Source organism: Stenotrophomonas sp. ZAC14A_NAIMI4_1 (assembly GCF_003086915.1).
GTDB lineage: Bacteria > Pseudomonadota > Gammaproteobacteria > Xanthomonadales > Xanthomonadaceae > Stenotrophomonas.
This window is the reverse complement of sequence record NZ_CP026002.1, coordinates 1,321,135-1,332,865: the sequence shown is the minus strand read 5'-3', so window position 1 is coordinate 1,332,865 and position 11,731 is coordinate 1,321,135. Positions and strand designations below refer to the sequence as shown.

The window sequence follows — 11,731 nt, the reverse complement described above, 5'->3', positions numbered from 1 at the left end:
ACCCCGCGAAAGCGGGGTTTTTTGTGCCATCACGCCACCACGCTGAACCGGTGGTCCGCGCGCTCGGCCAACGCGTCCTGTACTCGCGCGATGCGCGTTTCCAGATCGCCTTCCAGCAGCATGTACGCGACACCCCGCGCCTGCAGTTCGCGCACGTACCACGCATGCTGCTGCGCACGGAACGACTCGCCCACCCGCGTGCCATCCTGGTCGAACGCAATGTCCGGCGCACACAGGAACAGCAGGTCGTAGGGCCGCAACGCCGCCTGCAGCAGCGCCTGCGGGGCCGTGCCGAACATCCAGCCGCTGTAGCCCAGGGTCACCAGCGGCGTGGTATCGCAGAACAGCCAGCGCTGCGCCGCCAGCGCGGCCGTCTCCTCACGCCGGGGCTGCTCCTCGGCAATGCGCAGCAGATCCTGCGCCCGCAGCTCACCGCCCTGCGCTTCCCACAGCGTGCGACCGTACTCGGGCACCCACTGCGTACCCATGCGTCCGGCCAGCACGCGCGCCAGCGTGGTCTTGCCGGTGGACTCGCCGCCGATGAATGCCACGCGCTGCACGTAGGCCGCGTACACCTCCGCTGAAAGACTCTGCCGGTGTGCATGCGGATCGGCGCGCAGCTGGGTGCCGCTGGCCTGGCCGACATCGCAGGTGCGCTCCAGCCGCTGGTGCTGCACGGGTGCGTTGAAATGCCCGGCCAGCGCAGCCGCGAAGCCATCGCCGTAGTCCTCGCCGGTGAACACCGCCTGCACCGGCCCGCCGGACAGGTGCAGGCACAGCCAGGCAGTGAAGTCGCGCTGCGCCTGCTCGCTGTCATCGTCCCGTGGCAGCACGCGCGGTGGCAGGCCGTGCTGTTCGCACAGCGCCGCCAGGCGTGCATCGTCCAGCACCGCAACCGTCGCCTGCGGGAAGCGCGCACGCAGCCAGCGTTCGCGGCGCGCGGCGCTGTAGCCGGCAAAGCCGGGCTGCGACCAGCTGATCACCAGCAAGGCCCGGCAGCGGGAGGCCGCAAAGTCGATCAGGCGTTCGTGGCCGCGGTGCAGCGGGCAGAACTTGCCCACCACCAGCCCCCGCTCAACGCGCTCAGGCAGCGGCATCGGCCGCCCTGGCCTCGGCACGCATCAGGTTGCGCCAATGGCGCAGCGCCACCAGCGCGTTGATCCAGAAGCCGATGTAGAGGATCGAGGTCAGGTGCAGGCCGCGGCTGTAGTACAGCGGCACGGCGATGGTGTTGACCAGCAGCCACACCCACCACGATTCCAGCTTGCGCCGCATCATCAGGATCTGCGCGATCACGCTCAGCACCAGCACCGCCGAATCGATGTAGGGCGCGTAGGCATGGGTGAGGCGGGTCAGCATCCAGCCGTAGGCAACGGTGGCCACCACCGCCCCCGGCAGCAGCCAGGCCCACGCCCGCGGGCGCACCGGGGTGATCGGCAGGGGCGCGCCGTGGTCGCCGCGCAGCCACTGCCACCAGCCCAGCACGCTGATGGCGATGAAGAAGAACTGCAGCACCATGTCCGCATACAGGTGCGAACGCTCGAACACCGCCGCGAACAGGGCGCAGCCGACGATGCCCATCCACCAGGTGTGCACGTTGTTGCGCCCGGCCAGCAGGATCGAGCCGGCGACGGCGATGTTGGCAGCCAGCTCCAGCTGGAAGTTCGGATCGGTCAGGTTCATGGCGCCATTGTCGTTGATCCGCGCGGCGAGCGTGGATGGCACACGTATCCGTTCCGTGCACGCCCTGCGTAAATGCTGCATGTAGATCCACGCCGTGCGTGGATGGGCCTTACACGCGTGCCATGAAGGCCTCCACCGGCCCACCCCCGCATTTCCACTCGGCATAAACCCCCACCAACTGGCACTGCGGGCACCGGCAGCCGATGTACAGCCAGCGCACATCGCGCGAGTCGGGGTACAGCGCCACGCCACAGTGGATGGAAAGGGCCTCGCTGCCACACAGGCATTCATGGGCTTCAGGGTCCGCCTCATCGGCATACTCCGCGCTGTCGAACATCAGGTGCGATTCCCCGCACGCCACGCAGTCCCGGCGCGCGACGCCCGCCTCCTCGTCATCGAACAACCGGAACAGCGTCGATCCGCAGACACAGACCGCAGCCCGGTAGTCGGTCGCGGGGTAACCGTTGCGTTCACTGAAGCTCTGGATGACCGCCCGGATGTCGTCGTCCCCGCTGCCATACCAGTGTTCGCCCTTGCGCGTGAGCGTCATGCCTGCCTCTCCTGCGTACTCTTTGCGTCTCCTGACGCGCGCTTTCGCACCATCCACACCTGGCGCTCGCCCTCTCCCCAACTCCCGGCCTGCATGCCTTCCGGCAGCAGCGGCGCAAGCCAGTCCGGCATATCGGCATCCCAGCGCGTGCCCTCGAATGGGTGCGGCCAAGGGGTTCCCTGCGGATTGCACGAATGCAGGAACAGTGCGCTGTTGCCCGTGTCCGTTGCCAGCGACACCCAGCACTGGACATCCTTCCTGCCCGTGGATGCAGCCCGCTGCAGCAGCCGCAGCAAGGCGCCAGCGACGTCTGCCCGATCGGTCGGGTGGCGATTGCCCCGGCCTCTCCAGTCGAGGTGGGTATGCCAGTAGTCGAACCACTCCGATTCCAATACCCGGTCGAGGATCGCATCGGCCTTGGCTTCCTCCCGGGCCCAGTAGCGGAGCATCTTCTTCCGGTAACGACGATCAACCATCGTCCACTCTCCTCATTCACGTGAGGCGGCAAGGTATCAAGGCCGCCCCGCGGACGCAGCAGCCAGATGCGACTGCCCACAAAAAGAAAGCCCCGCTTGCGCGGGGCTCCCTCGTGCTGCTTCAGGCCTTAGCCTGGATCAGAACTTGTACTGCATCGAAGCGGCCAGCACGTCGCCGGACACCTTGTACTTGCCGGTCACGGTGTTGCCGGTGGCCGAGGTCGAGGTGATGTTCGGGTCCTTGGTGAACAGGTGGGTGTAGCCCACGCTGTACTCCATCTTCTCCGAAGCGGCGTAGGTCAGGCCCAGCGACAGCCACTTGCGGGTGGTGTCCGGCACGCGCACGTCACGGTGGGCGTCGGTTGTCGGGGTCTGGTCCAGTGCCACGCCGCCACGCAGGGTCAGCTGGTCGTTCAGGCGGTACTCGGTACCGATCGACGCGAAGGTGGTGTCGCGGTAGTTGAACGGCAGCACGCTGTCCGGCTGGTTGGAGTCATAGTCGACGGTGACCTTGTCGAACTTGCTCCACGCGGTGCGCGAAACGTCGGCCATGATCTTCCACTGGTCGTTCACGCGGTGGCTGACGCTGACCGTGGCGCTGGCCGGCAGGGTGATGGTGGCGCGACCGTTGCTGTCGATGAAGGTGCCCGGGGCAGCCTGTGCCAGGAACGCGGCGGCAGCCGGGGTCATGGTGAAGTCAGCCTTGCCGTCGGTGATCTTGTGCTCGACTTCCGAGCGGTAGCTGAAGGCGATGTTGGTGCCTTCCACCGGGCTGACGGTCATGCCCAGGGTGTAACCCACGGACACTTCGTCACCCTTGATGCGCAGGTTGCCATCGGCCGAACCCGGCGAGAAGCCGAGCTGGGCGGCCTGGGCGGCAGCCTGGCGGGCAGCGGCAGCGGCCTGGGCCGGGGTGCCACCGGCAGCCAGCACGGCGGCCGAAGCACGCTGCTGGGCGCTGGCGTTGATGGCGGTACCGGCGTCGACGGCGCTGGTCAGGTCGACGTTCAGGCGCTCGGCGAACACGCCGACACCGAACGACAGGTACGGGTTGATGTCATAGGAGAACGCGACGCCCAGGTCGATCGCCTTCAGGTCGGTCTTCACGCCGTTGTAGCGGCCGACCCAGTCGGTGTCGTATTCGGTCTTGAAGCCGAACGGCACGGTCAGCGATGCACCGAAATGCATGTTGTCCTTCTCGCCGAACGGCACGTGGAAGTACGCGGCCGGGACCGGGGCGATCATGCCGGCGTCGCCGCCGTTGCCGCCGGAAATCGGGGCGCCGTTGCCGTACTGGCCTTCGCCGCGGAACTTGGCGCCGAAGCTGATGGCGCTGACGTCACCCTGGAACTGGGTGCCGTCGAGCAGGCGCATCGAGGCCGGGTTGGTGGCGACCACCGAGGCATCGCCTTCGGCGGAGGTGGAGCCGGCGAACGCACGGCCCAGGCCCTTGGCGCTGTTTTCCTTCAGCTGGAAGGCAGCAGCATTGGCATCGGCGGCGGCCAGCGCACCGGCGACGCCGACGGCCAGCAGGGTCAGTCGGGCAATGGTGGAAGCAGTTTGCATCGTGTTCTCTCTCCGGTAAGCGGTGATGGTGCTCTGAGTGCGCCTGCGCCTACCGGACCCGCAAAGGTCCGCCAGAACGCGCCGGATTCCCCTCCCGACATACGACGCCGTATGCGAGTATTACCCAGAGCCGTTAATGAAACAATAACAGCAGCGGCCGTATTTCCGGTGCGAAAACTGAACAGGCGCCACGCCCGCGCATAGTCCCGGCACGCTAGGCTAGCGCCCATGTTCGTGTCTCTCCCGTCCCGCAAGAAGGCCACGCTGCGCTGGGCTACACCCGTGCTGTTTGCGGCACTGTGGCTGGCGTTCCTGTGGTCGATCTCGCGCCCGGGGGACGCCCGCAACAGCCTCTGGCTGGACTGGGGCGCCCTGTCCACCGGCCTGACCCACCCGCTGGACTGGTGGGCGACCCTGCAGGACGGCAGCGTGCTGCGGTTGTTCACCGCCCTGTTCCTGCACGCGGACTGGTCACACCTGCTGGGCAACCTGGTGTTCCTGCTCATCTTCGGCCTGCCCGCCGAACGGGTGCTGGGGCCCTGGCGCCTGATGCTGCTGTTCCTGGTGGGGGGCGCGGTGTCCAACCTGGTGGCGATCTACACCATGGGCAGCCCGGACCAGATCATCATCGGCGCCAGCGGCGCGGTGTCGGCCATGATCGGCGCCTACCTGGCCCTGTTCCCGGCCGCCCGGCTGGGCGTGGTCATCCCGCTGGGCCTGTTCCTGGAATTCGTGCGTGCCCCGGCCTACCTGCTGATCGGCGTCTGGGCCGCACTGCAGGTGGTGTTCGCCCACATCGGCCCGAGCTTCGGCATGGTGGCCTGGTGGGCGCACATCGGCGGCTTCGTGTTCGGCCTGCTGTACGGCGTGTACGTGCGCGCGGCCATCGCCCGCAAGCTGCGCAAGCGCCACGGCTTCTGAGCACCGGGTAGTGCCGGCCGCTGGCCGGCTCCCCCTCAGCGGTTGCGGGCGCGGCTGACCAGCAACGTGTTGTGGTGGGTATCGAACACCAGCGTTGCGCCACCTTCCAGCACCACGGCGTATTCGAAGAACGGCAGCTCGCCCAGCAGAGGCAGAAGCTCGCTCGCCTGCAGTGACCACACCGGCCAGGGCGGTGCGCACTCTTCGGAAACGATCAGCTGGATCTCTCCCTGCGCAGGGGCCAGCAGCTCCTCGAGCCGGGCAAGCCCCTGCATGCCATCGTCGTAGCAGGCGTGCACCTGCGTGGCCGGTGCGCCGTCCCACCAGAGAACCCGGTCGGGAGCGATACAGTGCCGATGCGCGAGCGCGTCCAGCCAAGGCCCGGCTGCACCGGGCGCCCATGGCTCCCGGCCCAGCCGTCCAGCGATCAGGGTCGCAACGTCAGCGTCATCCATGAGGCGAGCTCCGTGTCGCCGGGCGTGGCCCGGCGCTACCTCAGGGCTTGGCCGGGGTTTCGGCCGGCTTGGCCGCAGGCTTCGGTTCGGGCTTCGGTTCGGGCTTCGGCTCTGCCTTCGCATCGGGCGTCGCCTCAGGCTTCGGCGCCGGCTTTGCCGCCGCTGCCTTCGCCGCCTTCTCCGCATCGGCCTTGGCCGCCTCCGCCTTCAGCCGCGCAGCCACCGAACCCGGGCTCTTCAGTTCGGCCAGGGCATCGTTGATCGGGCCGTCGCCCGGCAGCACCGCGCCGGCGCGGTAGCCCTCGGTGCCTTCATCATCGCCACGCAGATGGCCCGGCAGGGTCGCCTCGCTGTAATCGCTCAGGCTGGCCGGCAGTGCATCTTCCTCCGGCGTCGGCGCCGGCTTCAGCTCCACGTCGGGCACGATGCCGGTGGCCTGGATCGACTTGCCGCTGGGCGTGTAATAGCGCGCGGTGGTCAGCTTGACCGAATCGCCGTTGTCCAGCGGCAGCACGGTCTGCACCGAGCCCTTGCCGAAGGTGCGGCTGCCGACCACGCGCGCGCGCTTGTTGTCGCGCAGCGCACCGGCCAGCACTTCGGATGCGCTGGCCGAACCGGCGTCGGTCAGCACCACCACCGGTGCGCCCTTCAGCAGGTCGCCCGGGGTCGCATCGAAGCGTGCATCGCTGATGCTGATGCGGCCGCGGGTGCTGACGATGTTGCCCTTGTCGAGCAGGTCATCGGCCACCTGCACCGCAGCGGTCAGCAGGCCACCGGGATTGCTGCGCAGGTCCAGCACCAGGCCCTTGAGCTGGCCCCCGGCCTGCTTCTGCAGCTGCTGCACGTGCTTCTGGAAATCAGAACCGGTATCGGCCTGGAACGTGCTCAGGCGGATGTAGCCGTAGCCCGGTTCGAGCATGCGGCTCTTCACGCTGGTCACGCGGATGGTCTGCCGGGTCAGGCTGACGTCGAACGGCTTGGGCTTGCCGTCGCGCACGATGGTCAGCACCACCTTGCTGCCAGCGGGGCCACGCAGCGGTTCGCTGGCATCGATGGCGCTGATCGGCTTGCCGTCGATGGCGATGATCAGGTCGCCGGCGAGGATGCCGGCCTTGGCCGCCGGCGTGTCGTCGATCGGCGAGATGACCTTCATGCTGGCGTTGTCCGGCTGCTGCTGCAGCTCCACGCCGATGCCTTCGTAGGCGCCGTTGGCCTGTTCGTCGAAGGCCTCGGCGTCTTCCTTGTTGAAGTAGGTGCTGTGCGGATCGAGGTCCAGCAGCAGGCCGCGCACCGCCGACTGCATCAGCTTGTTGTCATCGACCGGATCGACATAGGCGGCGCGGACCGCGTTGTACACCGAGACGAAGCGACGGATGTCTTCCAGCGGCACCTTCGAGGTCACCGCCTCCTCGTTGCTCGCTGCCTGGCCGGAGGTATCGGTGGCGGCCGGCGCAGTCTGCTGCGCCCAGGACAGCGCTGGCATCAGGGCCAGCAAGAGGGTGGCGGTACGGGCTGCGCGCATGGATCACTCCTGTCGACGGTGGCATCGTGCCCAAGGCACATTCCCCGATTATGCGCGAAGCGTAGCTAAATTCCCGTTGAATCCGGCCCTGCCCGCAGTGCCTTTGATTCAGCGCCGCTGCAGCCAGCTGTCCGGGTTGACTGGCTGCCCGCCACGACGCAGCTCGAAGTACAGCGCGGTGACGCCCTGGCCACCGGAATTGCCGACCTTGGCCACCGCATCACCACGGCTGACCCGCGCGCCGGCATCCTTCAGCAAGGTGTCGTTGTGTGCGTACAGGCTCATGTAGCCGTTGCCGTGGTCGACGATCAGGATCATGCCGTAGCCGGTCATCCAGTCGGAGAACACGACGGTGCCATCGGCCACGGCGGTGACGGTGCTGCCGGCCGGCGCGCCGATCAGCACGCCGCTGCTGGTGCGCCCGTCGGGCAGCTTGGCGCCATAGCGGGCCAGCAGGTTGCCGGACAGCGGCCAGCCCAGGCCACCCACCTTCGGCGCAGGCGCAGAGGCCACGGCCGGCGGTACCTTGGTCGGCGGCGGCGGGCGGCCTTCGGCCTTGGCCTGGCGTGCCGCCTTCTCGGCAGCGGCCTTCTCGGCGGCTGCCTTGCGCGCGGCGGCGCGGCGTTCGGCCTCGGCACGGGCCGCCGCTGCGCGCAGGTTGGCCAGCAGCGTTTCCAGTGCCTTGGCATCCTGGCCGAGCGCCTGTTCCTTCTCGCGCCGGTCCTTGAAGCGTTCTTCCAGCGAGGCCACGGTCTGCGCGCGATCGCGGCGATCGGCGGCCAGCGTGGCCGCCTGCTGCTTCTGGTCGCGCTGCGCGCCCTGCAGGGACTGCTTGCGCTCGGCAATCTGGGCCTGCAGCGTCTCCAGTTCCTTCAGGTCGCCGGTGAGGGTGGCGATGCGCTGGGCGCGCTCGCGCTGCAGGTAGCGGTGATAGGCCAGTGCGCGGTTGGCATCGGCCACCGTGTCCTGCGACAGCAGCAGCTTCAGCGGGGCATGGTTGCCCAGCTGGTAGGCCGCACGCAGCAGCCCGGCCAGTTCGCGGTTCTGCTGGGCCAGGTTGGCCTGCAGGGTCGCGCGGCGCTGCTCGGCCTCGGCCAGGGCCTGGTTCTGCTCGCGCAGCGCGGTTTCGGTCTGTGCCAGCACCCGGCCGCTGCGAGCGACCTTTTCATCCGCATCGCGCAACTGCCGCGAGGCCTGCCCGCGCTGGCCTTCGATCTGCCGGCGCTCCTGCGCAACGCCCTTCAGTTCGGTGCGCAGCTTCTGCAGCTTGCGCTCGGCCTCGCGGGTGGAGGCGGTCTGCGCGCTGCCCGGCAGGGGAACCGCCAGCGCCAAGGCCAGCCCCAGCAACAGGCAACGCCCGGCGCGGGCAGCGGCGGCGTGATGTCGGCGTGAGGGGAAGACGTTGTCGCGCAAGGGCTTTCCAGTGACTTCAGGCAGTTGCAGGGGGTGCCCGGGAATGGTGACATCAACGCACGCGGCCTGCCAGCCGCACAACAACGAGGTCCCCCATGAAAACGCTCTCCATTCCGCTGCTGTTGGGCGCGCTGCTGGTCGCCGGCCCGCTTGGCGCGCAGGACAACATCAGCAAGGTCAACGGCAGCATCAGCGCCGATCCGGGCCAGCGCTACGGCAAGCTGGACACCGTCAACGGTGGCATCCGCGTCGGTGATGGCGTCGAGACCGGCAGCATCGACACCGTCAACGGCGGCGTCACCGTGGCCGACCGCGCACACACCGGCAGCATCGAGACGGTCAACGGCAGCGTGCGCCTGGGCCGTGAGGTCATCGCCCGCGGCGATGTCAGCACGGTCAACGGCAGCATCTTCAGCGACCACGGCAGCCAGATCGAGGGCGGCGTGGAAACAGTCAACGGTGGCATCGGCCTGGTCAACAGCCGCGTGCGCCAGGACGTGGAGACGGTCAACGGCGACATCACCGTGGGCATCGGCTCGCAGGTCGGTGGTGGCCTGCGCGTGCGCAAGCCGAACTTCAGCGTTTCGCTCACCGCCAGCCGCAAGCCGCGCGTGATCATCGGCCCGAACGCCGTGGTCGAAGGCGCCCTGCTGTTCGAACGCGAGGTGGTGCTGTACGTGCACCGCACCGCGCGCGTCGGGCCGATCACCGGTGCCGAGCCGATCCCGTTCGACACCGATACCGCGCCGGCGGACTGAGTCCCCGGCGCTGCAGTACGGGGAATGTTCCCCTTCACAGGCCGCGCCCGGCGTGGCCATCCCTCGTGTATCCAGGAAACGACGATGCCCCGCAAACTCCTCCTGTGCCTGGCCGCCGCGGCCGCGCTCAGCGCCTGCAAAGGCGAAGACACTTCCACCCCGGCAGCGGCCGCCAGCCCCGACGCTGCGGCCACCCCGGCGGCCCACACCTTCTCGCCCGGCATCAACGCCGCCGACTTCAGCGAGATGGTCAAGACGCTGGCCTCGGACGAGTTCGAAGGCCGCGCCCCGGGCAGCAAGGGCGAAGAGCTGACGGTCAACTACATCCGCGACCAGATGCAGCGCATCGGCCTGCAGCCGGGCAACGGTGACAGCTGGTTCCAGGACGTGCCGATGACCGAGACCACGGCCGACGAATCGACCGTGCTGAAGATCACCCAGGGCGGCAAGACCACCGAGCTGAAGTTCGGTACCGACATGGTGGTGGGCACCCGTACTGGCCAGGCTGAGGTGAAGGTCGATGCCAGCGACCTGGTGTTCGTCGGCTACGGCGTCGATGCGCCGGAACAGAAGTGGAACGATTACGCCGGCCAGGACTGGAAGGGCAAGACGGTCGTCATGTTCGTCAATGACCCGGGCTTCCACGTCGACGACGAGAAGCTGTTCGACGGCAAGCGCATGACCTACTACGGGCGCTGGACCTACAAGTTCGAGGAGGCCGCACGCAAGGGTGCTGCCGCCGCGCTGATCGTGCACGACACTGCCGGTGCGTCCTATGGCTGGGACGTGGTGAAGAACTCCTGGGCCGGCCCGCAGTACGACCTGCCTGCCAAGGATGATCCGGAAACCCGCATCCCGGTGCAGGGCTGGCTGAGCGCGGAGGCAGCCAAGGCGCTGTTCGCGGGTGCCGGCCTGGACCTGGCGCAGGCCTACAAGGACGCCAGCAAGCGCGGCTTCAAGCCGGTGCCGCTGAAGGCCACGGCCGCCGTCGACCTGAAGAGCCAGATCGCGCAGAAGCAGTCGCGCAACGTGGTGGGCGTGCTGCCGGGCAGCAAGCGTGCCGACGAAGCCGTGCTGTACATGGCCCACTGGGACCATCTGGGCAAGCATGAAGGCGAAGAAGGCGACAACATCTACAACGGTGCCGTGGACAACGCCACCGGTGTGGCGGGCATCCTCGAAGTGGCTGAAGCCATGGCCCACCAGGATCCCAAGCCGGAGCGTTCGGTGGTGTTCCTGGCTGTGACCCTGGAAGAGTCCGGCCTGCTGGGTTCCAAGTACTACGTGGCCCACCCGACCTTCCCGCTGGACAAGATCGCCGGTGTGATCAACATCGATGCGATGTCGGTGGCAGGGCGTGCCAAGGACGTGACGGTGACCGGCTTCGGCAGCTCGGAGCTGGAGGACATCCTCAAGCCGCTGGCCGCCGCACAGGACCGCACCCTGCACGGTGAGACCTCGGTGCAGAGTGGCTTCTACTTCCGTTCGGACCACTTCAACTTCGCCAAGGCCGGCGTGCCGGCGCTGTATGCCGACGGTGGCGAGGACCTGCGCGACGGCGGCGTCGAAGCGGGCCGCAAGGCGGCTGCCGATTACGGCAACAACCGTTACCACGGGCCGAAGGATGAGTTCGATGCCAGCACGTGGAAGCTGGATGGCACCGTGGAAGACCTGGAGCTGATGTACGGCGTGGGCAAGGAACTGGCCGGCGGTGATCGCTGGCCGAACTGGTATGAAGGCAATCCCTTCAAGGCCGCCCGCGACGAGATGATGAAGAACAAGGCTCCGGCCGCAGCAAAGTAGAGTCGAGCTTGCTCGACTGAACAGTGTTGAGGTCAAAGCGGCGCCCGTAAGGGCGCCGCTTTTTTGTGTGCGGGTGGGCAGTCCATCCACGCATGGCGTGGATCTACTGGTTCGCCGCCTGTTGACTTCATGCGTTGCCGGCCAGCGGCCGGCACTACCGCATTGATCTGCGCGCAAAGAAAAACCCCGCTGCGTCAGCAGCGGGGTTTGGGGTGTAAACCCTGGCGATGACCTACTCTCGCATGGCTTGAGCCACACTACCATCGGCGCAGCTGCGTTTCACTTCCGAGTTCGGGATGGGATCGGGTGGTTCCACAGCGCTAATTTCACCAGGGAGACGGTTGCAGCAGCGCTTGCAGCGCCAGCTCGCGATCTTGCCCTTGGGGCGGAAGGTACCCGGAAAAGCGATGCCTTCACTTAATAAGAAAAACCCCGCTGCGTTAGCAGCGGGGTTTTTGGGTATAAACCCTGGCGATGACCTACTCTCGCATGGCTTGAGCCACACTACCATCGGCGCAGCTGCGTTTCACTTCCGAGTTCGGGATGGGATCGGGTGGTTCCACAGCGCTAATTTCACCAGGGAG

11 protein-coding genes and 2 rRNA genes are annotated in these 11,731 nt (G+C 67.6%); 3 read left to right on the top strand and 10 right to left on the bottom strand.

All coding sequences use genetic code 11. The features are described from left to right. Nucleotides 1–29: 29 nt before the first annotated feature. From C1926_RS06205 to C1926_RS06185, 5 genes are all read right to left on the bottom strand, one after another. On the bottom strand, nt 30–1,097 hold the full coding sequence (locus tag C1926_RS06205) for an AAA family ATPase (RefSeq protein WP_108758595.1): 1,068 nt from the start codon (nt 1,095–1,097) through the stop codon (nt 30–32). After that, nucleotides 1,084–1,683, bottom strand: coding sequence for a nicotinamide riboside transporter PnuC (gene pnuC, locus C1926_RS06200; RefSeq protein ID WP_108760636.1), 600 nt, complete (start codon nt 1,681–1,683; stop codon nt 1,084–1,086). Before pnuC ends, C1926_RS06205 begins: the two co-directional genes overlap by 14 nt. Nucleotides 1,684–1,792: 109 nt before the next feature. Then, entirely contained in the window at nt 1,793–2,233 is a 441-nt protein-coding gene (locus tag C1926_RS06195) for a hypothetical protein (RefSeq protein ID WP_108758594.1), read from the bottom strand. Then, nucleotides 2,230–2,709, bottom strand: coding sequence for a hypothetical protein (locus tag C1926_RS06190; RefSeq protein ID WP_108758593.1), 480 nt, complete (start codon nt 2,707–2,709; stop codon nt 2,230–2,232). Before C1926_RS06190 ends, C1926_RS06195 begins: the two co-directional genes overlap by 4 nt. 138 nt (nt 2,710–2,847) lie before the next feature. Continuing rightward, the gene (locus tag C1926_RS06185; protein ID WP_108758592.1) at nt 2,848–4,275 is read right to left on the bottom strand and encodes an outer membrane protein transport protein; all 1,428 of its coding nucleotides are present in this window, start codon (nt 4,273–4,275) and stop codon (nt 2,848–2,850) included. Nucleotides 4,276–4,503: 228 nt separating this feature from the next. Between C1926_RS06185 and C1926_RS06180 the strand changes: the two genes are divergently transcribed. Beyond that, nucleotides 4,504–5,196 (top strand): rhomboid family intramembrane serine protease, encoded by a 693-nt coding sequence (locus tag C1926_RS06180; protein ID WP_079225019.1) that lies wholly within the window; start codon nt 4,504–4,506, stop codon nt 5,194–5,196. 35 nt (nt 5,197–5,231) lie between these two features. Here C1926_RS06180 and C1926_RS06175 read toward each other — a convergent pair whose 3' ends face one another. From C1926_RS06175 to C1926_RS06165, 3 genes are all read right to left on the bottom strand, one after another. Further along, on the bottom strand, nt 5,232–5,651 hold the full coding sequence (locus tag C1926_RS06175) for a hypothetical protein (protein ID WP_108758591.1): 420 nt from the start codon (nt 5,649–5,651) through the stop codon (nt 5,232–5,234). Between the two features lie 40 nt (nt 5,652–5,691). Then, the gene (locus C1926_RS06170; protein WP_108758590.1) at nt 5,692–7,173 is read right to left on the bottom strand and encodes a S41 family peptidase; all 1,482 of its coding nucleotides are present in this window, start codon (nt 7,171–7,173) and stop codon (nt 5,692–5,694) included. A 108-nt stretch (nt 7,174–7,281) separates the two neighbouring features. Next, nucleotides 7,282–8,586, bottom strand: coding sequence for a peptidoglycan DD-metalloendopeptidase family protein (locus tag C1926_RS06165; RefSeq protein WP_108758589.1), 1,305 nt, complete (start codon nt 8,584–8,586; stop codon nt 7,282–7,284). A 95-nt stretch (nt 8,587–8,681) separates the two neighbouring features. Here C1926_RS06165 and C1926_RS06160 point away from each other — a divergent pair, with 95 nt between their 5' ends. Together C1926_RS06160 and C1926_RS06155 are read left to right on the top strand one after the other, a co-directional pair. Beyond that, nucleotides 8,682–9,344, top strand: a complete 663-nt coding sequence (locus tag C1926_RS06160; protein ID WP_108745774.1) for a hypothetical protein — start codon at nt 8,682–8,684, stop codon at nt 9,342–9,344. 84 nt (nt 9,345–9,428) lie between these two features. After that, nucleotides 9,429–11,147: a M28 family metallopeptidase gene (locus C1926_RS06155; protein WP_108758588.1), complete on the top strand. Its 1,719-nt coding sequence runs from the start codon at nt 9,429–9,431 to the stop codon at nt 11,145–11,147. A gap of 219 nt (nt 11,148–11,366) precedes the next feature. Here the strand turns inward: C1926_RS06155 and rrf (C1926_RS06150) are convergent. After that, nucleotides 11,367–11,481: ribosomal RNA gene (rrf, locus tag C1926_RS06150) — 5S ribosomal RNA — on the bottom strand. A 132-nt stretch (nt 11,482–11,613) separates the two neighbouring features. Next, nucleotides 11,614–11,728, bottom strand: a 5S ribosomal RNA gene (gene rrf, locus C1926_RS06145). Nucleotides 11,729–11,731: the final 3 nt, after the last annotated feature.

What these genes read in the sequence shown, in the direction of transcription:
- C1926_RS06195 (WP_108758594.1), bottom strand. Translation starts at nt 2,233, where the DNA reads ATGACGCTCACGCGCAAGGGCGAACACTGGTATGGCAGCGGGGACGAC.
- C1926_RS06190 (WP_108758593.1), bottom strand. Translation starts at nt 2,709, where the DNA reads ATGGTTGATCGTCGTTACCGGAAGAAGATGCTCCGCTACTGGGCCCGG.
- C1926_RS06160 (WP_108745774.1), top strand. Translation starts at nt 8,682, where the DNA reads ATGAAAACGCTCTCCATTCCGCTGCTGTTGGGCGCGCTGCTGGTCGCC.
- pnuC (WP_108760636.1), bottom strand. Translation starts at nt 1,683, where the DNA reads ATGAACCTGACCGATCCGAACTTCCAGCTGGAGCTGGCTGCCAACATC.
- C1926_RS06170 (WP_108758590.1), bottom strand. Translation starts at nt 7,173, where the DNA reads ATGCGCGCAGCCCGTACCGCCACCCTCTTGCTGGCCCTGATGCCAGCG.
- C1926_RS06185 (WP_108758592.1), bottom strand. Translation starts at nt 4,275, where the DNA reads ATGCAAACTGCTTCCACCATTGCCCGACTGACCCTGCTGGCCGTCGGC.
- C1926_RS06155 (WP_108758588.1), top strand. Translation starts at nt 9,429, where the DNA reads ATGCCCCGCAAACTCCTCCTGTGCCTGGCCGCCGCGGCCGCGCTCAGC.
- C1926_RS06180 (WP_079225019.1), top strand. Translation starts at nt 4,504, where the DNA reads ATGTTCGTGTCTCTCCCGTCCCGCAAGAAGGCCACGCTGCGCTGGGCT.
- C1926_RS06175 (WP_108758591.1), bottom strand. Translation starts at nt 5,651, where the DNA reads ATGGATGACGCTGACGTTGCGACCCTGATCGCTGGACGGCTGGGCCGG.
- C1926_RS06205 (WP_108758595.1), bottom strand. Translation starts at nt 1,097, where the DNA reads ATGCCGCTGCCTGAGCGCGTTGAGCGGGGGCTGGTGGTGGGCAAGTTC.